Origin of the sequence: Hydrotalea sp., from assembly GCF_049968455.1 — a bacterium.
Classification (GTDB): domain Bacteria; phylum Bacteroidota; class Bacteroidia; order Chitinophagales; family Chitinophagaceae; genus Hydrotalea.
Window position 1 is genome coordinate 15,547 of the sequence record NZ_JBMFQT010000020.1, and the last position, 23,789, is coordinate 39,335.

Sequence of the window (23,789 nt, forward strand, 5' to 3'; positions counted from 1 at the left end):
TCATTTATGCGAAAAATTACATTTTTATTTTTTTATTTTTCTGCTGTTGCGGTAAATGCGCAAACAGATTCCTCAAAACAAAAATTGAAATTGAGTGCATACCTTGATATGTATGATACCTATGATTTTGCCAATCCCGGTAATCATACTCGCCCCACTTTTTTGTACAATTACACCAGAACAAATGAGGTTAATTTAAATTTGGGTTATATAAAAGCTTCGTTAGCAGAAAAAAATGTAAGAGCTAATTTGACTTTTGCCGCCGGTACTTACATGAATGCCAATTATGCCAATGAAGTTGGTGTAATGAAAAATGTTTTTGAGGCTAATTTGGGTGTAAAACTATCATCAAAAAAAGCATTATGGATAGATGCAGGTATTTTCCCGTCACACATTGGTTTTGAAAGCGCCATATCAAAAGATTGTTGGACTTTAACTAGAAGTATATTAGCAGAAAACTCACCTTATTATGAAAGTGGTGTGCGGCTATCTTATACCACTTCAAACGAAAAATGGTATTTGTCAATGCTATTGCTGAATGGATGGCAAGTTATTAATAGAGTAGATGGCAATAATATGCTTGCTTTAGGCCATCAGGTTACTTTTCAACCATCGAAGGCCGTTTTGTTCAATAGTAGTTCATTTATAGGTAATGTATATGCAGACAGTATTTCGCGAATGCGCTATTTTCATAACTTCTACACAGTTATTCAATTCAGTTCCAAGTGGGGAATCACAACAGGGTTTGATATTGGGCTTCAACAAAAACACAAGTATAGTTCTTCATTGAATAACTGGTATGGCTACGTAGTTATATTACAATGGAAACCTACTGAAAAAAATACAATTGCATTGCGGATTGAAAATTACAATGACCCGAATAATATTATTATTCCAAAAGGTTTCAACTATGGGTTTAATACCTTTGGTTACTCAATTAATTATGATCAATCTATTTTACCCAATTTATTGTGGAGAATAGAAGCCAGATATTTATACAATTCCGATAACTATTTTACAAATAATAATATGCCTGTTAATAATAATGTTTCAATTTGTACAGCACTTCAAATGTCGTTTTAATGGCTAATAAAGATATTTCAATACAAGATTTTTATAACCTGATTAAAAAATCTAAGCGAGGTAAATTTAAAATTTACATAGGCATGAGTGCAGGAGTTGGCAAAACTTACCGCATGTTACAAGAAGCGCATGCTTTACTAAAAAATGGGGTAGATGTTAAAATAGGATACATTGAAACACATCAACGAAAAGAAACAGAAGCCTTGTTGCAAGGATTACCGGTTATAACCCGACGAAAATTGTTTTATAAAGGTAAAGAGCTGGAAGAGTTAGATGTTGCTGCGGTATTAAACATGAGGCCTGAAGTGGTAATTATTGATGAGTTAGCCCACACCAATATTGAAGGAAGTAAAAATGAAAAACGTTGGCAAGATGTTATGGAAATATTAGAGGCCGGGATAAATGTAATTAGTGCGGTGAATATACAACATATTGAAAGTTTAAACGAAGATGTAAAGTCCATAACAAACATAGAGGTAAAAGAACGAATTCCGGATAGCGTTTTGCGGGAAGCAGATGAAGTGGTGAATATTGATTTAACTGCTGACGAATTAATAGACAGATTAAAAGAAGGGAAAATATATACATCTGATAAAATTCCTGCGGCTTTAAAAAACTTTTTTCAAAAAGAACACATTTTGCAACTGCGTGAATTGGCTTTGAAAGAAGTGGCTTCACAGGTAGAAAGAAAAGTGGAAACTGAAGTAATAAAGGGTAATACATTAAAACCTGAACGTTTTTTAGCTTGTATTAGTTCCAATGAGCAAACAGCAAAAACGGTGATAAGAAAAACAGCACGTTTGGCTAATTATTACAATTCAAAATGGTATGTTTTGTACGTACAAACTATGGATGAAAGTCCGGAGAAAATTCCTTTGGATAAACAAAGACATTTAATTAATAATTTTAAAACCGCTACCGAATTAGGTGCTGAAATTATTAAAATGAATAGCAATAATATTGCTAAAACAATTATTGAGCAATGTGAAGAGCGTCAGATTACTACTGTATGCATAGGTAAACCGCATTTTAGTTTATTCAGGTTAATACTTTTCACCAATGTGTTTAATGAACTATTAAAAAAACTTTCATTTAGTAAAGTTGATTTGATTATATTAAGCTGATAATTGTATTTGAATTTGTTAATGAAATAAGTGAACACTGAATTTTATTCAATTTTGAGCATTTTTATATGAAAACAAAATCAAAGCTGTCAATAGGTATTGGTTTGTTGTTTGTAATGATTGTCTTACTCACAACCTTGAGTATATTTTATATTAACAAACTTTCAAACGATTCCAAAAATATTTTAGTTGCCAATTATAATACGATTGATTATTGTAGAAAAATGGAAATTGCTTTGAATGATGGAATTGAGATACCCAACAATAAACAATTGTTCTTAAATAGTTTACAACTACAGCAAAAAAATATTACGGAATTAGGCGAGAAAGAACTTACCGATGAGTTGTGGAATCATTTTCAAGAATTAGTCGTAAAACCACAAGATACCACTATACTCAAAGAAGTGCGAAATGATATTTCTGCTATTATGTTGTTGAACATGCAAGCCATTGAACGGAAAAGTAATATTGCGAACATAACTGCTCAAAAATCTGTTTTTTGGATTACCATCTCTGGTACTATTTGTTTTTTGGCTGCTTTCATCATGTTTGTGAATTTACCCGGTAGTATTGCTAATCCCATTCAAGAACTTACAAATAGTATTAAACAAATTGCAGCACAAAATTATTCGCAAAGGGTTCACTTTTCCGGACATGATGAATTTGCTGAATTGGCGGCTTCGTTTAATTCTATGGCCGAGAAGTTAGAAGCTTATCAATTAAGCAATTTGGAAAAGTTAATGATGGAAAAGAAACGCATTGAAACACTTATTGATAATTTACAAGACCCGATTATTGGTTTAGATGAACAAAAAAAGATATTATTCATGAATACCATTGCCTTGCAAATTACAGGGCTTAAGTCAGATGAGGTAAAAGGTAAATTTATACAAGATATTGCGGTAAAGAATGATTTAATTCGAAACTTAATTCAAGAAATGTTTTCAGATACGGGCACAACTTCCCTAAAAAAGCAACCGATAAAAATTTATGCTGAGGGTAAAGAAAGTTATTTTGAAAAAGAAATTATTCCCATTCGTATAATACCAACCGGTGAAACGGTTGAAAAGCTTATTGGTAATGTAATTCTTTTGCAAAATATTACGCCTTATAAAGAGTTAGATTTTGCAAAAACCAATTTCATTGCTACTATTTCTCATGAATTAAAAACACCGCTTTCATCTATTCAACTAAGTACTGCATTGTTGTCGAACAAACAAATTGGTAATTTAAATACTGAGCAACAAGAACTGATTGATAGTATTAAAGAGGATGCCGGGCGATTACTAAAAATTACAGGGGAATTATTAAATCTCTCACAATTGGAAAGTGGTTTAATTCAGCTTTCAGTTGTGGAATGTAATCCTTTAGATTTAGTGCATTATGCTCTCGAAGCTAATCAAAAAATAGCTGAGCAAAAGAAAGTTTCAATAAGAATGCAAATACCTGATGAATTACCTAATGTGAAAGCAGATAAAGATCGCACCTCATGGGTATTATCTAATTTATTATCAAACGCTATTCGGTATTCTTACGAAAATTCCTCTGTTATCATTACTATTCTCAATAAAGGAAATGCATTGCATTTTGCTGTTCAAGATTTTGGTGTGGGTATTCCGCCACAGTATTTAAATAAAATTTTCGATCGGTATTTCAGAATTCCCGGAAATAAAAGTGAAGGAACCGGTTTAGGACTTAGCATTTGTAAAGAATTTATGAATGCCCAAGGCAGTGATATAAAAGTGGTCAGCGATTTTGGATCTGGTTCAACTTTTTCATTTGATTTGCCGGTGGTATAAATCAATCTGTTACTAATTCTTTTAAAAAATAAAAAAGCCGCTTCATTGTTGAAGCGGCTTTTTTTGAGGTTTATGTTATAGTCCGTTATTTGTTATCTGCCGTTTCTTTCAACATTTCTTTTACGGCTGCTTCCAATTGATCATCTTTTCCAAACAATACATCATTGTATGGATTATCCACATCAATATCAGGATTAATTTGCAAATTCTCAGTTGGTCTGCCTTCTTTACCAATGGTGGCAATCATGGGAATGCCAAATACAAGGGTAGGATCAATTTGTGTTTCCCACCAAACGGCTGTACCGGTTCCGGGAACAGGTTTGCCAATTAATTTTCCAATATTGTTAGCGCGATAAGCATAAGGGAATAAGAATGCATCACTATAATTACTTTCACTCATTAACACACAACTGGGTTTAGTCCATTTACCTGCGGGTTCACCACCGGCTGCTTTAAATCCATAGGGTGCAAAGCTTAAGTATTGTTTGCCTTTTAAGAAAGTAACTAAATCATCGTGTAACCAACCACCACCATTAAAGCGCGTATCAACAATTAAAGCTTTTTTGTTGTAGTTTTTACCCATTACTTTATCAAAAAATTCGCGATAGCTGGCATCATTCATGCCTTGAATATGTACGTATCCAATTTGACCATTGCTCAGCTTGTCAACCATTTCGGCCATGGTATTGGTCCAGCGTTTATATAATAACGCATTTTCTTCCATAACGGTAATGGGTTTAACGGTTTCTTCCCAAGTGGTTTTTGTGTTTGGATTATACACTTGTAATAAAACATTTTTACCTGCCTTTCTATTTAAAAAACTATTCCAATCAACTGCGTCAGTAATGTTATCCCCGTCAATAGCCATAATAATATCGCCTGCTTTTATTTTGCTGGTTGCTTTATCTACAGGGCCACCTTTCATTACTTCAGTAATTTCTAAACCGTTACCGCCTTTCATTTCATTATAAAATAAACCCAATGAAGCTGTATTGTCACCATCGGGATTACGAGGTGAATAGCGACCACCAGTATGTGAAGCATTTAATTCACCCAATAATTCACTTAATAATTCCTGAAAGTCGTAGTTGTTATTAATGTGCGGTAAGAAACGTGCATAATCAGCTTTATACATTGCCCAGTTTACACCATGTAAATTCGGATCATAAAACTTTTTCTGCACTTGGCGCCAGGCATGTTCAAAAATATAAGCACGTTCACCGGCTGTATTTAAAACCATTTCACCATTAATGGTAACGGGGGTCACCTTCCCGTTATCAACATCCACTTTCATTAATTTACCACCACCTAATACAAACAATTGTTTACCATCTTTACTTAATTCCATATTCCCGCCGCTGCTAAGTTTGGTTAACAGTTTCATTTCTTTGGTGCGGGTATCCATCTGCCACAAGTCGGCACCTTGCTCAAAGCGGCTTAATAAAAACAGTTTACTGCCATCGGCCGATAGTTTATAATCGTCTAAATTCATTGATGCATTGGTAAGCCGAACTTTCTGATGGTCTAAATTGCTGAAATCTAATGCAACATTTTCTTTCTTTTTTGTTGTGTCTTTATTTTCTTTCTCTTTTTCTTTCAGTAATGCTGCATCTTCCTTGTTTAAATTAAATTGGTCGTAAGCATTTTTATCAAAGAATAAAGCATATACATCTGCTTCTTTCGGCCCTTGAATAGCTAAAGAACGCTTACCTTCCTTGTCAGAGGTAAATAATAGTACTTTTCCACCCATAGCCCATTGTTGGCGATTGTTACTAAAACCACTTTGTGTAACATCGGTGCCGTTGGCATCACTACCATTTGCTTTAAACACCATAATAGCACCACCGCTTAATCCAAAAACACCTTTACTGCTTCTAACGGCAATCCATTTGCTATCGGGACTCCATTCAAAACGTTGATCACCATCGCTATATGAAAAATTTTGACCGGCAGGTAAGATGGTAGTACTTGTTTTAGTAGCTAAATCATAAACTTTTAAAATATTTCTTTCTTCTAAATATGCAATTTTTTTACCATCGGGTGAAGGCATGGGTTGAAACTCTTCTTTTTCAGTAGCAATTACCGGTTCTTCTTTAATTAAAGTAGATGCATAGAAATAAGGCTCTTCCTTTCGGGCAATAGTGGCTTTGTAAATATCCCAACTGTTACCCCTTTCTGCCGCGTAATACAAGCTTCTGCCATCGGGTGCAAATGCCACCATGCGTTCTTGTTGCGGTGTATTGGTGATGCGTTTGGTATAGCTTCCATCGGTGCTGGTTACAAATACTTCGCCCCTAAATACAAACGCAATTTCTTTACCGTTAGGTGATACACTCATTTCAGTAGCACCGCCATTAATAGTTACATTTTTTTCTACGTTACCCCGTGTGTCTGCATTAATGTTAATGTTTACTTTTTCGGGTTTGCCACCTTGTTTAAGCGTATATATTTCTCCATTCCATGAAAAACACAAAGTGTTGTTGTTTGAGCGAGATAGGTGACGAACAGGATAATCTTTAAAATCGGTTAATTGTTGCTCTGCAATTTTTAATTGCAATGGCATTTTGTAAATATTTTGTGTGCCATTTTTTTCACTTAAATAATACACATATTGATTATCGGCACTAAAAACTGGCTCTCTGTCTTCACCATTAAAAGTGGTAAGTTTTCTGTAATTTTTTGTTTGGAAATTATACAACCAAATATCACGGGTTACACTGCTGGTGTGGTGTTTACGCCAAGGATCTTCATAGCCTTTTCTATCTTGAAACACAATTTCCTTTCCATCATTGCTGTAATGAACATTTTCAGTACCGGCTGTATTCAGTAAAATATTTCTACCGCCGGTAACAGGTACTTCATATAATTTAAGAAATATTGCTTTTTGCGGAAAACGAACGGATGTGTTTAAATCATTTCGGCCACTGCCAAAAATAACTTTGGAATTATCGGGTGAAAAATCCCAAGGAAAATCGTTGGCTGAGTTATAAGTTAAGCGTTTTGCTTCACCACCATTAGCGGGCATAACAAAAACATCAAAATTGCCGTAGCGGTCAGAGGCAAAAGCAATGTATTTGCCATCATGGCTCCAAACGGGCATTTGTTCTTGCGATTCGTTTAAGGTAAGAGGAATGGCTGTTCCACCTGTTGCAGGAACACTGTACAAATCGCCTTTATATCCAAATACAATGGTGTTGCCATCGGGACTAATAGCAGGGTAGCGAAGCCATAATGGCGGATTGTTTTGTGCATTTACAACAAAGCTGCAACTGAGCAGCATCAATAAATAAAATAATTTCTGCATGGCATTTCGTTTTATTTTTATCGGAACAATAAAGATAATTATAGACAATGGACAGTACGACTAAATTTTATGAACGGATAAAAGCAATGCAACCAACAATAGCACCTGTTGTACCATTCAAAGCAGAGACCGATAAGTTAGTAAAAATGGATTTTACTGAAAAAAATGATGTATGGAAGGAAGCAATTATTACAAATATTGACTTGTTTTCCAATACGGTTCATTCAATTTTACAAACTGCCAATGCTAAATATGGTATTGGTGGTTATTTAGAAAACAGGCATATTTATGCACGAAGCCGAGTTTTTGATGGAACTGAGCCTCGCCGCATACATTTAGGGATTGATATTTGGGGCGATGCAAATACACCTGTAATGGCGCCTTTAGACGCAACTGTGCACAGCTTTGCAGTTAATAACACTTATGGCGATTACGGGGCTACCATTATTTTACAGCATTCATTATCTGAATTAACTTTTTATAGTTTGTATGGGCATTTGGCTTTAAAAAGTTTGCAAGCATTGGAAGATGGAATGCCTATTAAAGCAGGTACAACATTTGCATGGTTGGGAAACCCGGAAGAAAATGGTTGTTGGCCTCCTCATTTGCATTTTCAACTAATGTTACAGATGGAAGGGTATAGGGGCGATTACCCCGGTGTATGTGCTGCATCGCAATTAATGCATTATGCACAAAATTGTCCCAATCCCGATATTGTTTTACAAATGGAACAATTTGCAGTGCTTGCTAATTAACTGCTTGTAATTAAATTTGCAAAAAACAATCCACATGTCACACGAAATTCATCAGGAAGAAGATACTAAGAAATTTACTCTTACCGTTGTTTTGTCTTTTGTTGTAATATTTTGTTTTTACGTATTGTTAGCGCAATGTAAAGGTCCCTACCATCCGCATGTTGAACATGCTGCAACTGAACAATCAGCGCCTGCTGCACATGAATAATATTACCGCTTTGTTTCAGCAGCTTTAGGTATAACGATTTATTTGTGTAATCAATGCAATCTTGATTACACAAATATTCTACCATACATTATATTGGTTGTAATAATTGTCAATTATTTTGTTATTCATTTCTTTAAGGCTGTAAAGAAACATACAAAGCAAGCGAAAAGCCAAGGGGTTTAACTATAATGCTGAATGCTACTGTATGCGTATGGCAAATAATTTTGGCCAATATTTGCCCGTGATATAGAAAGTGTGATTTGAACTATCAAAGGCAATACCATTCAATACATCACGTTTAGCCGTTTCTGCAGGTGGTGCATATCTTTCCAACAATCCATTTAAGTTTAAGGTGCCTATCACTTTTCCCGTATTGGGATCAATTTTCACTATTTGATCAAAATCCATGGTATATAAATTGGCAAATATATTGCCATCTACATATTCTAATTCATTTATATACACTTCGTGTCCGGCATAATCTTTTGGCACCCCTGTAATAGGTAAAGTTTTTACAATTTTAAATGTTTCGGGATCACGATAAATTAATTCATTATGTCCATTATCCATAATTAAATAATGTCCATCATTCGTCATTCCCCAACCTTCGCCTTCATAAGAAAATTCGTTTAGTTTTTTAAAAGTGTTGGCATCATAAACAAAACACTTTTGTTCTTTGTAAGTTAGCTGGTAAATTTTACCATTCAACATAGTAATACCTTCACCAAAAAAAGCGGGTGCCAGTGTAATTTGTTGTACATCTTTTCCGGTATTTACGTTGGTTTTAGAAAGTTTACTTCTTCCTGCATAATCCGGATCGCCGGTGCTTTCATATAAAAAACCATTGTGAAATTCTAATCCTTCCGTAAAAGAAGCCGTATCGTGCGGATAAACGGCTACTATTTGATAGGATAAAGCCGGTATGCTTGGGGTAATGGTATTGATGGTTGAACTGTCGTTGTTTTCATTATTGTTTTTGCAAGCAACAAAAAACAAAGCAAATAAAATGATAATGAATGGATAAGTGAATTTGTTGCTTTTAATGAATAATTGATGCATGTGGATGAATTGTATTTGTAGTAGTGTAAACAATATTAAAAGTTGGGTAAAATTTGATGCGCTATTTCTTCGGCTATTATTGGCGTTAATGCAACACCCATGCCATTGCAGGCAATAGCGTTTAAAATATTGGGTGCTGTAAAATGTACATAAGGCAAATGGTTATTGGTAAAAGCCATAATTCCGCTCCATCTTTTTTCAACGATGTATTGAATGGATGGATTTAAATGTGTTTGTAAAAAATTTTCTAAAACGGTTTGTACGTTTTCGGTTACAGCAATATCAGTAGTAGTTTCTTGTTCAAAAAAACTGTTACGTCCACCACCAATTAAAATGCGATTACCCAGGTTTCGCCAATAATAAAATCCTGCGTCATAGTGAAAGGTGCCATGTAAGGGCAGGTTGGGGATTGGGCTAGTAAGCAATATTTGTCCGCGGCCGGGTTTTATCGGTAAGGTGGTTCCTAAATTAATTGCATTTGAAAATGCATTGGTGCATAAAATAACGGTATTGGCCTTTAGTACAATTGACTGTTGTGTTTCAATGGTAACATAATCGTTTTGCGAGTAACAATGAGTGGCAGTTATTCCATATAAACAATTTACTCCCAAGCATGCGGCTTTGTTTTGTAATGCTTGAACCAGCTTGCCACTGTGTAAACCGCCTTCCCATTTATTTTCCACTAATGCATCAAAATTTTGTAGCCCCAATGCAGTTAATGATGCATCAGTTCTTTTGAAAGTATGGTGGGTATTAGTAATATCAATCAATAATTTATTTAGGTATGCAAGGGCATCGTTTATTTGGTTTGCGGGTAGTTGTTTTTCTGTTAAACATTCATAACCACCACAATTATCAAAATCAATGACATTACCAAAGTATTTTTTTATTTTTTCAATACCCTTATAACGCTTCTCAACAATATGCAACATGGCCGATTCGCCCAATGTTTTTGCGTCGTGAAGTAGTTCAGTTGGGCTTCCAAAGCAAGCAAAACCTGCATTGCGGGTGGAGGCACCTAATGGTGTAACATTTCTTTCAACAACAGTAATGCTTAAATTAGGTTTTTGTTCTTTTAAAGTAATGGCAGTCCAAAGTCCCATTAATCCGCCACCAACTATTACAATGTTTTGTGGGGCGAAATAGGTTTCATTTTCCCAAACTGAAATATTGCTTAGCATATTTCAAATGTACTAAACATAGCAATAGTAAAAGCTATTTTACAAATCTGTTTGCAAAGCACTTTACTTAATTTACACATTAAACCTAAAGTGCATAATGTCGCCATCTTTTACTACATATTCTTTGCCTTCAATACGTAGTTTACCATTATCGCGGCAAGCAGCTTCACTGCCATATTTTATAAAATCATCGTAGGCAATTACTTCTGCTTTAATAAAGCCTTTTTCAAAATCACTATGAATTACACCTGCGGCCTGTGGGGCTTTCCAACCTACATGAATCGTCCATGCTCTTACTTCCTGTACACCAACAGTAAAATATGTTTCCAGGTTCAACAATTTATATACGCTTTGAATCAGTCTGTTTAATGCAGGCTCTTTCATGTTATATTCTTCCATAAACAATGCACGGTCATCGGCCGATTCCATTGCGGCTATATCGGCTTCAATGGCATTATTCATAATAATCATTTGTGCACCTTCTTCCGTAGCAGCTTTTAGTAATTGTTCAGAATATTTGTTGCCGGTATGCATGCTGGCCTCATCAACATTGGCTACATACAATACAGGTTTATCGGTTAAAAGAAACAAGTCGTCAATAGCTGTTTTTTCTTCTTTAGAAAGGTTAAGCGAACGAATGCTTTTACCTTGTTCCAAATGGTTTTTGCATTGAAGCAATGTTTTTAATTCAGCCTGTGCTTTTGTATCGGAACCAACACGGGCCAGCTTTTCAGTTTTTTGAATTTTCTTTTCAATACTTTCTAAATCTTTCAGTTGTAACTCTGTATCAATAATTTCTTTGTCAGAAATGGGATTAATCACTCCTTCTTCGCGTAATACATTTTCATCTTCAAAGCATCTGATTACATGGATAATTGCATCTACTTCGCGAATATTGCCTAAAAATTTATTGCCCAAACCTTCTCCTTTACTAGCACCTTTTACCAGTCCGGCAATATCCACTATTTCAACTTGTGTAGGCACAATTCTGTGCGGATTAACCAACTTGGCTAAATGCTGCAAGCGTTCATCCGGTACATCTACCAAACCTACATTGGGTTCAATGGTGCAAAACCGGTAATTACTGGCTTGTGCTTTAGCGCTGTTGGTAACAGCATTAAATAAAGTTGATTTTCCTACATTGGGTAATCCTACAATTCCTGCTTGTAATGCCATGTTATATTCATTTTTATGTAAGCTTTGTTTTTAGCTTACCATCTGCCAAAGTATTTTAAGCCGCAAAAGTAAGGTGTAAATCATATTGAGAGAATGCTTATTTTCATTGCCGCAATAAATGTTTGCTATTGCAGTTATTCAATAAATTTTTTTATGTCATTGTTTGTTGAAGAAACCGGTCAACGAACCATGGCAGCAGTAACCAAAAACGAAAATAATGGCGTTAAACATAGTTTGGATTGCATTTTTTTTGATTGCCTTTTTAATTGCATTATATAAACTTATTTTTTTACATGATACCGAAATTTTTAAAACTTTGGTAGATGGTATGTTTGATACTGCCAAAGGTTCGGTAATTGATGTTGCTTTTCCTTTAGCAGGTACAATGGTGTTTTTTTTAGGATTGATGAATATTGCCGAAAGGGCAGGTGCCATACGCTTTTTATCGCGAATTTTAAATCCTTTTATGAAGCGATTGTTTCCCGGTGTTCCGGCAGGGCATCCGGCCATGGGTGAAATGGTTATGAATTTTTCTGCCAATATGTTGGGTTTAGACAATGCTGCAACACCTTTTGGACTTAAGGCCATGGAAAGCTTACAAACCTTGAATCCTGAAAAAGAAAAAGCAACGAATGCACAAATCATGTTTTTGGTGTTGCATACCAGTGGCTTAACCTTAATTCCTTTATCAATTTTAACTTATCGCTTAGCTGCAGGTTCACATGAACCGGCCAGTGTATTTATACCTTGTGTGTTAGCTACAGTAGCCGCTACTTTAGCTTCTATTATTATTGTTGGATTTTGGCAAAAACTTAAATGGGATTGGGTGTTAGTGCTTTGGCTTACGGGTTTATTGGTAATAATGGCTGCCTTATTATTTTGGGTGAATGCCTTGTCGGCCACTGATAAAGCCGTATTTAGTAAAATATCGGGTAATTTTTTGCTATTACTGATTGTTGTGTTAATTATAGTTGGTGGATTATGGAAAAAAATTAATGTGTTTGATGCGTTTATAGATGGTGCCAAAAATGGTTTTGATGTTATTCTGAAAATTATTCCCTATTTGGTAGGCATGTTGGTGGCAATAAGGGTATTTAGAGATAGTGGCGCATTGAATTATGTAGTGAACGCTTTAACACATGGTATTCAAATGTTGGGAATTAATGCTGATTTTACGCCTGCACTTCCTGTGGCCATTATGAAACCGTTTAGTGGAAGCGGTGCCAGGGGATTAATGCTTGATGTGATGCAAACACATGGCGCCGATTCATTTGTGGGTAGAATGGCTTCAACCTTTCAAGGATCGGCCGATACTACTTTTTATATTATAGCTTTATATTTTGGCAGCGTTGGAATTAAAAAAGTACGGTATGCGATTTGGGCAGGTATGTTGGCTGATTTTATTGGGGTAATAGTAGCTATTTTGATTGGTTACATCTTTTTCAAATGATATTTGTTGCTATTGAACCGTAATTTCTTTTGTGCCTAAAATGCTGTAGCCTTTATCGCGATACACTAATTGATATTTTCCCGGGAATAGGTATAGATAATAAAACCCGTTTTCGGCATTTACAAAAGTTTGGTCTGCCGGAACATAAATACCTTCTTCTTTATCGCCCCATTCATTTTTATAATAGGCTTGTACAAAAAATAATGCCTGATAGGCAGGCGATACCGGTACTTCTTTTCTGGTAGCATCAATATTATACCAAACAGGTCTTCCGTCTAAATATTTGGTAGGCGGGTGTACAACATACAAATCATAAATACCAGAGTCTAAAAACTGTACGGGTAAATTATTACGCAAAGGTATTACCGTTTGTTTAATATGGTGTTTATCAACAAAGGCCGCATAAAATAATCGGCCATAGTCTGAATTGCTGCCTTCTGTCATTTCAGTTTGGTCAATACTTAATATTTTGTTGCCGGTTAAATATTGTAAATAAACTGCCATTGGAATGTTGTGCTTATCGTAAGCAAGTTTTGTAGTATGTTCATTTCCGGCTAAAACAATTAATTTTTCTCCGGGATGTTGTTTGATAAAATTAGATAAATGAACAGCCTGCATTGAATCGCGTTGGTTAGCATTTAGTTTAGTAGCATTTTCATCTTCATAAGGTAAAAGCGTAAAGCCTAATTGCAGTGCCTGTCTTACCAATTCACCGCAAATAGGCTCAGCAGTATAGTAACCTGTTTGCACAGTAAGTTGTTTTAATGAAGCGTTTTTATAAGGGTTCAATGTTTCCATTGCCAAATATTTAAAACCCTGTTCATGTAAGTCGCGTAACATGGATAAAAGGAATGCCCTATGTTGGGGCTTACTATGTGTTTCATTAAATAATACAATATTATATTTGGCAGTTTGCTGCAATAAATAAGGAATAGCCGGCATTAACTGAATATTCTTCAACTTTTCAACATCGTATAATGCCGTATCAACATATTTATTGGGTAGCATATCATAAGCCTGTTCTTGGTAATACAAAGCCGACTGATAATCGCCGGCAAAAGCTAAAGCCTGTGCTAAATCTTCACTGTATGCCTGTAATCCATGGTTATCTATCAATGCATCTTTATAGCCAAAGGCTTTGTACAAAGGTTTAAAATAATTTAAACGCCCTTTTTCCAGCATTGAAAGAAATGGATTGGTGGTATCCGTTACCAATTGTTTGTTTTGCTGAATAAAATGTTCTAAGTCGATTAAAGCACCTGTGGCTTTGCGTTGTGCCAATAAATGGCTAATGCTGCAACACATCAATAACAATAGGATGAGATAGTATTTGAAAGAATTTTTTGCCATTAGGTTTGAGCGCATATATGAATATTGATTGTGTATAAATAGATATGCAATGTTACAGGCATTTGTAGCCTAATGTTTCTGCAGAATACTTTTTAACATTTTTATTTAGTTGCTTATTGGGCAAAAATTTTGTTTAAGATGTTGGGTAATTGTGGAACTCCTAAAGTTGCCGGTTGTTCAATGGTAATAAATTGCTGGCTGTTAGGGAAATTAGGAATTTTTTTATCTATTACAATTATGGGGGAATCTACAGCAACATAATGAATAAGTCCTGCTGCCGGATACACTTGTAATGAAGTACCTATTATAACAAAAACATCTGCTTCTGCAACCACTGCAGCCGCTTGTGGTAATAAAGGTACTTCCTCATTAAACCATACTATGAAAGGCCTTAATTGGGAACCATCTTCCGCTAAATCACCCAAATTGATACCGCCGGTAATTGGAAAAGTAACTTGGGGATTTGCCACACTACGCATTTTAAAAATTTCACCATGCAAGTGTATTACTTTATTACTACCGGCTCGTTCATGCAAATCGTCAATATTTTGAGTAATAATTGTTACCGCATATTTGTTTTGTAATTCCGCTAAGGCAATGTGTGCAGCATTGGGTTTTGCCTTGGCTATTTCTCTTCTACGTTGGTTATAAAAATCGAGTACCAATTTTGGATTTTTAGCGAAGCCTTCAGGAGTGGCTACTTCCTGTATAGAATAACCATTCCATAAACCATCGCTATCTCTAAACGTTTTTAATCCGCTTTCGGCACTTATACCTGCTCCGGTTAATATGACAATGTTGGGTTGCATGTTAAAACGGATAACAACAATGGTAAAACGTTATTTTTTCAATTTTGTTTCACTTAATTCTAGAATAACTTTCCATTCATCCGGTTTTACTGTTTGTACGGAAAGCCTACCTAAGCGAACCAAGTCCATATTTTGCAAACGTTCATCGGCTTTAACTTGAGCCAGGGTAACAGGTTTATTCAGCTTTTGATAGGGTTTTAAATCAACTACCACCCAAGCTGGTTCGGGAGTTGTGGGGTCTTGATAATGTTCTTTAATAACCTGTGCTATGCCCACAATGGCTAAACCTTCATTGCTATGATACCATAAAACAAGGTCGCCTTTTTTCATGGCTTTTAAATTGTTGCGGGCTCCGTAATTACGAACACCATCCCAAAATGTTTGTCCGTCTTTTTCAAATTGTTCCCAACTGTATTTAAAGGGTTCTGATTTTACTAACCAATATTGCATATATTAAATTGTTTAATTAATGTTTACCAGCCGCTGGCCAAAACATCGGCTAAGTGCATAACCTGAATGGGTTTCTGTTGAAAATTGATAATGCCTTGTAAATGCATTAAACAACTCATATCAGTGCTAATAATATATTCGGCTTCTGTGGCTAGTGCATTCACTATTTTTTGATCACCCATGGCAGCGCTAATCGGTTCAAATTTAACGGCAAAGGTACCACCAAACCCGCAACAGGTTTCAACATCATTCATTTCAACCAATTGCAAGCCATGCACATGGCTTAACAGTTTTCTGGGTTCTTGTTTAATATTACATTCTCTTAATGCGGCACAACTATCATGGTAAGTAACTTTTGCCGGAAAGCTGGCACCAAGGTCTTCTACGCCCAAAACATTTACCAAAAAGTCACTCAACTCGAATACCTTTTCTGATAAGGCTTTTACCTGATTATGTAAGGAGGTGTTATTGAATAGAGAGGGATAATAATTTTTTACGAATCCAATGCAACTGGCACTAGGCGCAACAATAAAATCATTACCGGCAAAATCTTTTACAAATTTGGAACATACTTCTTTTGCTTCGCCTCTAAAACCGGCATTGAAAGCAGGTTGTCCACAACAAGTTTGTTCTGTATTATAATGTACAGTACAGCCTACTTTTTGCAGCACTTTTACCATGTTAAATCCAACTTGCGGAAAAAGTTGGTCAATAAAACAAGGTATAAACAATTGCACATTCATTGCCTGTTATTTTTCTAAAATTCAAATTGTTTGTTGTTGAATTTTACGGTTTAAATCAATCATTTTAATAGCAGTTATGGCAGCTTCTTCGCCCTTGTGGCCGTGTTTGCCACCAATACGTTCAATCGCTTGCTGATTATTTTCAACTGTTAAAACACCAAATATAACCGGTTTATTATGGTTTAAATTCAGTTGTAATATTCCTTCAGTAACATATTTGCATACATAATCAAAATGTGGTGTGTCGCCACGAATAACGGTACCTAATGCAATATACGCATCGGGTTGGTTATTGGAAGTTTGTATATGTTGTTGAATAGCAAATGGTATTTCAACAGCACCCGGTACAATAATTGTTTGAAAGGGTATATTATTTTCCTTAAAAATGCGTATGCAACCATTTTCCAATTCATCAACAATTGATGAATTCCATTCTGTTTTTACCAATAGTACAAAGGCATCCTTAATTACGGGGATGCCTTTGTGCAACAACGAGTTTCCGGGTGTAGCCATTAGTTAACGCTTAAATCATTTTTTTCAATGCTTAACCGATAAATGTATTTATCGGCTTGAAGACCTTTATCGGTTTGGGGATATTTTTCTTTAATTTCCTTATATAATTCTATGGCATCTTTGGTTTTACCAAGTGTTTCACTTAATAAACCTGCACGGAATAAATATTCTGATGAAGAAAATGCATCTTTAGGAAAAGTGACACCTGCTTTTTTATAATCTTTAATTGCCTCTTCATTTTTACCCAATTCTGCTTCAGCGTCGGCTAAAGCGCCATAGGCAGCCATTTGAATTTGTGGCGCATCGGTTGAAAATTCTTTCAAGTATTTAACTGCATTAGCAAAATCGCCCAATTTTAAATAACTGATACCTGCATAATATTTTGCAAGATCGGCTGTTTTAGTTCCATCAAAGTTTTTAATGATATATAAAACGCCTTTATTAAATCCATCACCGTTCAATACTAGGTTTGATGAGTCTTGTGCAAAATATTCTTGTGCTTTGTAAATAGCTTCTGCTGCTTTTTCTTCTTTTGGCTTTATAATATATTGGTTATAACCATACCATCCGCCTACAACAACAATAATAGCAATGGCAGCAATAATAATTTGTTTAGCATATTTTTTCCAAAAAAATTCTGCTTGTAACAATGGGTCGTTGTGAGTTGATTGTTGTTTATGTTCACTCATTACTAATGTGGGTTTATTTGTGATTGTTCTTTTAAAATTTTAATTAATCAATGTCAAAAGCATAGTGGTCATTGAAGTAAACATCTTTATAAACTTCACTTGCATCAGGGAAAGGACTTTCTTCTGCAAATTGAACCGATGCTTCAACTACCTGAGCTATTTTTGCATCAATTGCATTAATTTCTTCTTGTGTAGCAAACTTATTATTTAAAATAGTCTGCATTACTTTATGAATGGGGTCTTGATTTTTGTATTCATCCACCTCTTCTTTGGTACGATATTTTTGCGGGTCGGAAATAGAGTGTCCTTTATAACGGTAGGTTTTCATTTCCAATAAGGTTGGTCCACCACCTTCACGAGCACGTTTAACAGCACGAGCAACAGCTTCATGAACATCTTCGGGGTTCATACCATCAACTTTATCTCCTGGCATATCATAGCTATCGGCTAATTTGTAAATGTCAATTACGTTTGAAGTACGTTGTACAGAAGTACCCATGGCGTAATGGTTATTTTCACAAATAAAAATTACGGGCAATTTCCACAACATAGCCAGGTTAAATGTTTCGTGTAAAATACCTTGACGAGCTGCACCATCGCCAAAGAAACATAAAGCTACATTATTAGTGCCTTTGTATTGTTCGGCGAAAGCTAATCCGGCGCCGGTAGCAATTTGTGCACCTACTATACCATGACCACCAAAAAATTTATGTTCAACACTAAAAAAGTGCATACTTCCACCTTTACCTTTTGAACAGCCGGTAGCTTTTCCATATAACTCGGCCATGCAAGCATTTGGAGATACACCTTTCGCTAATGCCCATCCATGATCGCGATAACCTGTAACAAATGGATCATCAGGAGTGGTGGCAGTCATACATCCGGCAGCAATTGCTTCCTGACCAACATATGCGTGGAAAAATCCTCTAATTTTTCCGGCCATCTTATACATTTCCTCGGCTTTTAATTCAAACTGGCGAATTAATTGCATTAACTCGTACCAATAAAGGTATGTTTCTTTCGTAAATTTTGTTGCCACTGCTACTAAATTTTGAGGGGCAAATATAGCACTTACTATGTAAAATAAATGGGCAATATTTTACACACTAAATTCAAAAAGTTGAATTTAGGGATGTTTTAATTTAAAATAGGTCTTCATTAAAATGTTTATTAACTATGTTTCTTTTCAGCTTTTAGTGTCCGATAGGCTAATAAAGTGCTGATGAATGTAAGCAAAGCGCCCAATAACATAGCAGCACCCGGGAAATGAATGGGTGCTTTGGGTGAAGTAAAGTAAGCAAAAATGTGTGTCATCATTAATGGTCCAACTATGGAAGTGGCACTCATTAAACTGGTTAAAGCACCTTGTAATTCGCCTTGTTCATTAGCCGGTACATGGCCGGAAATAAGTCCTTGTATAGAAGGGCCGGCAATACCACCCAAAGCATAGGGAATCATAAATACAAACATCATCCAGGTAGTGGTTGCAAATGCAAACAATAAAAATCCTATGGCATATAAACTTAAGCCCACGTACACACTTTTTTCTTGTCCTAATTTGGGTATTATAGCGCGAATTAAAACACCTTGCACTAAGCCCACAATTAAACCAATAAACCCAAGCGAATAACCCACCATACGTTCATCCCAACCAAACTTGCTCATAGTATAATAATTCCAACAACTTTGTACTGCATGGCCGGCAATGTATAAAAGGGTTATAGAAAATACCAAACCGGAAATAACCGGGTATTTTTTCAGTTGTAATAATGAGCCCATTGGGTTGGCTCTTTTCCATTCAAACTTTCTTCTACTATGAGCAGGTAATGATTCCGGTAGAATAAAAAAGCCATAGATCCAGTTTAAGAATGCCAATACAGCAGCAGCAAAAAATGGAACTCTGGGACCATAATGTCCTAAAATACCTCCTAAAACAGGGCCAATGATGAAGCCTAAACCAAATGCAGCTCCAATCATTCCAAAATTTTGTGCTCTTTTTTCGGGAGTGCTAATGTCTGCAATGTAGGCAGAGGCCGTAGTAAAGCTACCACCGGTAATACCCGCAATAAATCGCCCCACAAATAGCCAAAAAATGTTCGGTGCAAAACCTTGTAACAAATAATCCATTCCAAAACCAAACAATGAAAATAGCAGAACTGGGCGTCTTCCATATCTATCGCTTAAGTTCCCTAAAATAGGAGAACATACAAATTGCATAATGGCATAAACAAATAAAAGCCATCCCCCATAATTAGAGGCTTGGCTTAAATTTCCATGAATTAGCTGTTCTATTAATTTAGGAAGCACCGGAATAATAATTCCGAAACCTGTAACATCAATTAATAGTGTAATGAAAATAAAACCTAATGCAGCTTGCTTTTTTTGCTTGGCCATATTTTTATTAATGTGGCGCAAAGTAACTGCAATTTGGCAATAGTAATGGGAATTTTACACTGATAATACTTCTTTGGGTTGGGAAGACTCTATTAATTCATTTAAATTAATATGTTGAATTAAAGCGTCTTCTAAAATATTAGCAAATGTGTTAAGGTATTCAATTACATCTTCACGTTTGTTTTTTTGAAGCCACCGAAAACCTCCGGGCAAATGGTCCAATACTGTTCGGTCTTCTAAATATTCAATGTTGTGAATGTCAGTTGGTGTTAGGCCTAAATCCTGTAACTTTTTCAGTAATAAATTAACGGGTGCATTGGAAGTTGGGCAAAATTCTTCAGCCAATTCAGTCCATTCACCCCAACCGGTATGTGCATAGGTTAAAATTTCCTCTTTACTCAATTGTGTGGTTACCTGAATTAAGTTGCCGCAATTGCATGTGCCATGATTACCCCAGGCATAAGGTGCACCATTGGCTAAATTTTCAGCTGTTTTACGTAACGCATTAATTAGTTCAATTGATGGTTTTGCCATAACTAATTTTATAATTTTATTTGGAGGGAAAATGATATATTGAAATTTTTCAATTATAATTCCACACTTTAAAATTAGGCACCTGCTAATTATGGTAACAATTTTGTTGAGCCTATGCTATGAAATATTAAAATACTAAAAAACAAAATAAGTTTTCACCCGTAAAAAAGCATTACTGTATACATTCAGTAATGCTTTATCGGTTGTTTAAGTTTTTTAAATTATTGGGTTGAGCTATTGCTATTATCGGAAGAATTGCTGTTGCCGGATTCAACTTTGCGCCCTTTCATTTCATGTTCTTTAATGTTTAGCTTGCGTAACACTTTCGATTTTATCATAATACTTGCCTCAGTACCGGCAGGCTCAATGTGGTATTGCTTTCCATCATAATTAATTACACCGTATTCATTAACCCATTCATTGGCTAAAATGCGATAGGGATCATTTGGGCGGGCTTGTTTTGTTTTTCCGAATGTAATAAAGTTATTATTATTCTGTTCAAATGCAATGCCCACAATATTGTTACGCTGAAGTACGCAAACACCGGGAGTATTTTTCTTTAATCGAATAATGTTTACATTATGTCCTTTTTCCAAAACAACTTTGCCATCGGTTACTTTAGCTTCACCTGTTTTTACATCTCTTCTCAACACAATATCACGGTCATTATAAAATTGAATTTTATCAAGTGGTTGATGATTGGCTGCCAAATCAGCCCGAATAGCGGCAGTAAAATAAGTTTTAGGGGCAGAACAAGCGGTTAAAAGAAGTGTAGTTGAAAAAATTAGTATCGTTTTCTTACTCAGCATAATATATTTTTTATGCGCAGTAAGACATACAATGTGATGATTGGTTTATTGTTGCTCTGCTAAAAAATGTTAAAATAAAATCCGACAATTAAATCTGATTTTTTTTGAAAGTAAAACTTTTGACGGAAATGAAATTTGCCAGGAATAGACCAATAATGATTAAAATGCTACTGATGATGTGTACTTCATAAAATTTTTCTTTTAAAAAAAATACAGCTTCTATAGTACTAAATAATGGAATTAAGTTTCCCATTAAAGCTGTTTTAGAAGCGCCTAATTGTAAAACGGCTTTGTTCCAACTTAGGTATGCTAGCACAGATGCACCTGCTCCAAGGTAAAGCATTATCCAAAAAATGTGCATATTCAGTGTAGTGGTTTGTTGCCAAAACAAATCTTGTACCCATAAAAGAGGTACCAAAAATAAAGTGCCTAAACTTATAATGACAGCCAAAAAAGCTTTGCCATTTAATGCAACAGGTTTTTTTTTCACTAAGATGGTGTATATAGCAAATAAAAGCGCACTCATTAATACCCAAATATCTCCCTTTGAAAAGTTGAATTGTTGCAAGTGTAACCAATTGCCTTTGGTAATTAAAAAAATTACCCCTATAAAACACAAAAGCATACCCGTTAATTTAAAAAAATGCACCTTTTCTTTTAAAAAAATAGCTGCTAAAATAGTTGCAAATATGGGGGATGCCGATGTGCCAATAATGGCCAGATTGATAGCTTGTGTAAAATGACCACCTACATATAAAAATGTATTGAATAAACTAATGCCAATGAAAGCTGTAATACTTAAATAAGCAACATGTTGTTTTATTAGCTGCCATTGTTCAATAATAATACGCAATGTAAGGGGAAGTATGATAACGCTAGCGGTGAGCCAACGTAATAAACTAAGCTGAACGGGAGGCACTGTACCGGCAATGCCACGAGCAACAATGAAATTACCCGACCAAAGAATGACAGCTAATAATGCAGCTAAAAATCCCAGCGTAGTATGGCGTTGATGCTTCATGTGTTAATTAACAAGAACCAATTGTTAGTGTGCAAAATCAATTTCGTAATTACCTTTCATTCTTTCTATGGGTGGATTGTAATAACCAAATTTTACATTTGGAAATTCATCGTGAATTAATTCCTGTAATTGTTTAACACCCAACATTTCACCGGTTTCAGCCAAATTAATTTGTCCTAAATACCAATCAGGATCAATATTAAAATTTCGCCATTGAATCATGCTTAAGTTAGTTGTTTTTATTAGCTTTCGCAAAGCTTCGTACTCTTCAACTGAATCAGTTACACCCGGGAATACAAAATAATTGATACTGCTCCATCCGCCATGTTCATGAACAACTTTGAGGCTTTCAATAATATCTTCAAATTCATAATTATTTGGCCTGTAATAGCGTGTATAAATACTTTTTTGAGCAGAATTAGTACTTACCCTTATACTATTTAATCCGGCTTTACATAAAGCGGCCACTGCATCCGGTTTAGAACCGTTGGTGTTAATATTAATACTCCCTTTTGAAGTATGTTTTCTAATTTCTATAATCGCATCGCGAATGGTTTCCCACATTAATAAAGGTTCGCCTTCGCAACCTTGTCCAAAGCTAACAATGGGATAAGGCGCATTTAGTAAATGGGGTACCGTAAACTCTACAATTTCTTCAGCAGTTGGTTTAAAAGTTAAACGGTCTTGTGTAGAAACGATGGTTTCTTCAGCGGGTTGAAATGAAATGCATCCAATACAATTAGCATTGCAAGCAGGTGATGTTGGTACCGGGCATTCCCAACGGCCCAAAGCAAAATTTCGGGCTGCAGGGCAGTGGTAAGTATTACAACAATTTTGCATTAAGTGCTGTACTAAGCGGTTATGCGCATATTGTTCCAACAAATTTTTAGCTCCTCTTTTAATTTCTTTGTCATTATAACCGACACATTCTTGCCGAATGTCGCGTTCAATTCTTACTGCCGGAACATAAATAGTGTTATTTTGCCAACCCACAGCAGTATAGCAAAATAGCGGAAGGGTAGGTGCATCAGGAAAAGACTCATAAGCTGCTAAAAATAATCCTGTATGTGCAGGTGGAATAAAAGCAGCCACAGCCCAACCCTTTTCGCATAGCCGCATTTGACCTGTATTAACATCAATACCAATGCCTCGGCGTTGCGGTAATTCATACAAGTTTCCCCCTTCAGGCAGTTCTATCCAATCTTCTATTGGAACGGGCAAGGCATCCCATCCGGCACGGCCAATAGCATAGAGTGTTTCATCTTCATAAATATTGCCATTGCCATCAGCATATAATAAATAGGGTGATTGTTGTAACATTTTCAATTTAATTCTAGG

General features: G+C 35.6%; 22 protein-coding genes. 6 read left to right on the top strand and 16 right to left on the bottom strand.

Annotated elements, in window-relative coordinates; genetic code table 11:
• Positions 1 to 6 precede the first annotated feature (6 nt).
• The 3 genes from ACP5P5_RS12330 (at position 7) to ACP5P5_RS12340 (ending at position 4,006) form a co-directional block, all read left to right on the top strand.
• Positions 7 to 1,083: a porin gene (locus ACP5P5_RS12330; protein ID WP_428286420.1), complete on the top strand. Its 1,077-nt coding sequence runs from the start codon at positions 7 to 9 to the stop codon at positions 1,081 to 1,083.
• Positions 1,083 to 2,207 carry a sensor protein KdpD gene (locus ACP5P5_RS12335; RefSeq protein ID WP_428286421.1) on the top strand — a complete coding sequence of 375 codons (1,125 nt, stop codon included), beginning with the start codon at positions 1,083 to 1,085 and terminating at the stop codon, positions 2,205 to 2,207. Before ACP5P5_RS12330 ends, ACP5P5_RS12335 begins: the two co-directional genes overlap by 1 nt.
• A gap of 68 nt (positions 2,208 to 2,275) precedes the next feature.
• Positions 2,276 to 4,006, top strand: coding sequence for an ATP-binding protein (locus ACP5P5_RS12340; protein ID WP_428286422.1), 1,731 nt, complete (start codon positions 2,276 to 2,278; stop codon positions 4,004 to 4,006).
• A gap of 85 nt (positions 4,007 to 4,091) precedes the next feature.
• Here ACP5P5_RS12340 and ACP5P5_RS12345 read toward each other — a convergent pair whose 3' ends face one another.
• Positions 4,092 to 7,310, bottom strand: a complete 3,219-nt coding sequence (locus ACP5P5_RS12345) for a S41 family peptidase (protein ID WP_428286423.1) — start codon at positions 7,308 to 7,310, stop codon at positions 4,092 to 4,094.
• A gap of 47 nt (positions 7,311 to 7,357) precedes the next feature.
• Here ACP5P5_RS12345 and ACP5P5_RS12350 point away from each other — a divergent pair, with 47 nt between their 5' ends.
• Positions 7,358 to 8,065: a peptidoglycan DD-metalloendopeptidase family protein gene (locus ACP5P5_RS12350; protein WP_428286424.1), complete on the top strand. Its 708-nt coding sequence runs from the start codon at positions 7,358 to 7,360 to the stop codon at positions 8,063 to 8,065.
• A 34-nt stretch (positions 8,066 to 8,099) separates the two neighbouring features.
• Positions 8,100 to 8,273: a hypothetical protein gene (locus tag ACP5P5_RS12355; RefSeq protein ID WP_428286425.1), complete on the top strand. Its 174-nt coding sequence runs from the start codon at positions 8,100 to 8,102 to the stop codon at positions 8,271 to 8,273.
• Between the two features lie 198 nt (positions 8,274 to 8,471).
• On the opposite strand, the gene ACP5P5_RS12360 is transcribed toward ACP5P5_RS12355, so the two are convergent.
• The 3 genes from ACP5P5_RS12360 to ychF all read right to left on the bottom strand — a co-directional run bounded on the left by ACP5P5_RS12360 (position 8,472) and on the right by ychF (position 11,689).
• Complete coding sequence (locus ACP5P5_RS12360; protein ID WP_428286426.1) at positions 8,472 to 9,332, bottom strand: glutaminyl-peptide cyclotransferase; 861 nt, start codon at positions 9,330 to 9,332, stop codon at positions 8,472 to 8,474.
• Between the two features lie 35 nt (positions 9,333 to 9,367).
• Positions 9,368 to 10,513 carry an NAD(P)/FAD-dependent oxidoreductase gene (locus ACP5P5_RS12365; RefSeq protein WP_428286427.1) on the bottom strand — a complete coding sequence of 382 codons (1,146 nt, stop codon included), beginning with the start codon at positions 10,511 to 10,513 and terminating at the stop codon, positions 9,368 to 9,370.
• A gap of 72 nt (positions 10,514 to 10,585) precedes the next feature.
• Positions 10,586 to 11,689: a redox-regulated ATPase YchF gene (ychF, locus tag ACP5P5_RS12370; protein ID WP_428286428.1), complete on the bottom strand. Its 1,104-nt coding sequence runs from the start codon at positions 11,687 to 11,689 to the stop codon at positions 10,586 to 10,588.
• Between the two features lie 217 nt (positions 11,690 to 11,906).
• Between ychF and ACP5P5_RS12375 the strand changes: the two genes are divergently transcribed.
• Positions 11,907 to 13,139, top strand: a complete 1,233-nt coding sequence (locus ACP5P5_RS12375) for a nucleoside recognition domain-containing protein (protein ID WP_428286429.1) — start codon at positions 11,907 to 11,909, stop codon at positions 13,137 to 13,139.
• 9 nt (positions 13,140 to 13,148) lie between these two features.
• On the opposite strand, the gene ACP5P5_RS12380 is transcribed toward ACP5P5_RS12375, so the two are convergent.
• The 12 genes from ACP5P5_RS12380 to ACP5P5_RS12435 all read right to left on the bottom strand — a co-directional run bounded on the left by ACP5P5_RS12380 (position 13,149) and on the right by ACP5P5_RS12435 (position 23,771).
• Positions 13,149 to 14,504, bottom strand: a complete 1,356-nt coding sequence (locus tag ACP5P5_RS12380; protein WP_428286430.1) for a hypothetical protein — start codon at positions 14,502 to 14,504, stop codon at positions 13,149 to 13,151.
• Between the two features lie 98 nt (positions 14,505 to 14,602).
• Positions 14,603 to 15,298, bottom strand: a complete 696-nt coding sequence (locus ACP5P5_RS12385; RefSeq protein WP_428286431.1) for a Sir2 family NAD-dependent protein deacetylase — start codon at positions 15,296 to 15,298, stop codon at positions 14,603 to 14,605.
• A gap of 30 nt (positions 15,299 to 15,328) precedes the next feature.
• Entirely contained in the window at positions 15,329 to 15,748 is a 420-nt protein-coding gene (locus ACP5P5_RS12390) for an EVE domain-containing protein (RefSeq protein WP_111293189.1), read from the bottom strand.
• A gap of 23 nt (positions 15,749 to 15,771) precedes the next feature.
• Positions 15,772 to 16,491 (bottom strand): (Fe-S)-binding protein, encoded by a 720-nt coding sequence (locus ACP5P5_RS12395; protein ID WP_428286432.1) that lies wholly within the window; start codon positions 16,489 to 16,491, stop codon positions 15,772 to 15,774.
• Positions 16,492 to 16,512: 21 nt separating this feature from the next.
• Positions 16,513 to 17,004 (bottom strand): 6,7-dimethyl-8-ribityllumazine synthase, encoded by a 492-nt coding sequence (ribH, locus tag ACP5P5_RS12400; protein WP_428286433.1) that lies wholly within the window; start codon positions 17,002 to 17,004, stop codon positions 16,513 to 16,515.
• The gene (locus ACP5P5_RS12405; RefSeq protein WP_428286434.1) at positions 17,004 to 17,693 is read right to left on the bottom strand and encodes a tetratricopeptide repeat protein; all 690 of its coding nucleotides are present in this window, start codon (positions 17,691 to 17,693) and stop codon (positions 17,004 to 17,006) included. The genes ribH and ACP5P5_RS12405 overlap by 1 nt, the downstream gene beginning before the upstream one ends.
• Positions 17,694 to 17,736: 43 nt before the next feature.
• Positions 17,737 to 18,732 carry a pyruvate dehydrogenase (acetyl-transferring) E1 component subunit alpha gene (gene pdhA, locus ACP5P5_RS12410; protein ID WP_428286435.1) on the bottom strand — a complete coding sequence of 332 codons (996 nt, stop codon included), beginning with the start codon at positions 18,730 to 18,732 and terminating at the stop codon, positions 17,737 to 17,739.
• Between the two features lie 131 nt (positions 18,733 to 18,863).
• The gene (locus ACP5P5_RS12415; protein WP_428286436.1) at positions 18,864 to 20,087 is read right to left on the bottom strand and encodes a TCR/Tet family MFS transporter; all 1,224 of its coding nucleotides are present in this window, start codon (positions 20,085 to 20,087) and stop codon (positions 18,864 to 18,866) included.
• A gap of 54 nt (positions 20,088 to 20,141) precedes the next feature.
• Complete coding sequence (locus ACP5P5_RS12420; protein ID WP_428286437.1) at positions 20,142 to 20,621, bottom strand: hypothetical protein; 480 nt, start codon at positions 20,619 to 20,621, stop codon at positions 20,142 to 20,144.
• A 221-nt stretch (positions 20,622 to 20,842) separates the two neighbouring features.
• Complete coding sequence (locus tag ACP5P5_RS12425; protein WP_428286438.1) at positions 20,843 to 21,430, bottom strand: hypothetical protein; 588 nt, start codon at positions 21,428 to 21,430, stop codon at positions 20,843 to 20,845.
• A gap of 88 nt (positions 21,431 to 21,518) precedes the next feature.
• Positions 21,519 to 22,451, bottom strand: coding sequence for a DMT family transporter (locus ACP5P5_RS12430; protein ID WP_428286439.1), 933 nt, complete (start codon positions 22,449 to 22,451; stop codon positions 21,519 to 21,521).
• A 24-nt stretch (positions 22,452 to 22,475) separates the two neighbouring features.
• Entirely contained in the window at positions 22,476 to 23,771 is a 1,296-nt protein-coding gene (locus tag ACP5P5_RS12435) for a radical SAM protein (protein WP_428286440.1), read from the bottom strand.
• Positions 23,772 to 23,789: the final 18 nt, after the last annotated feature.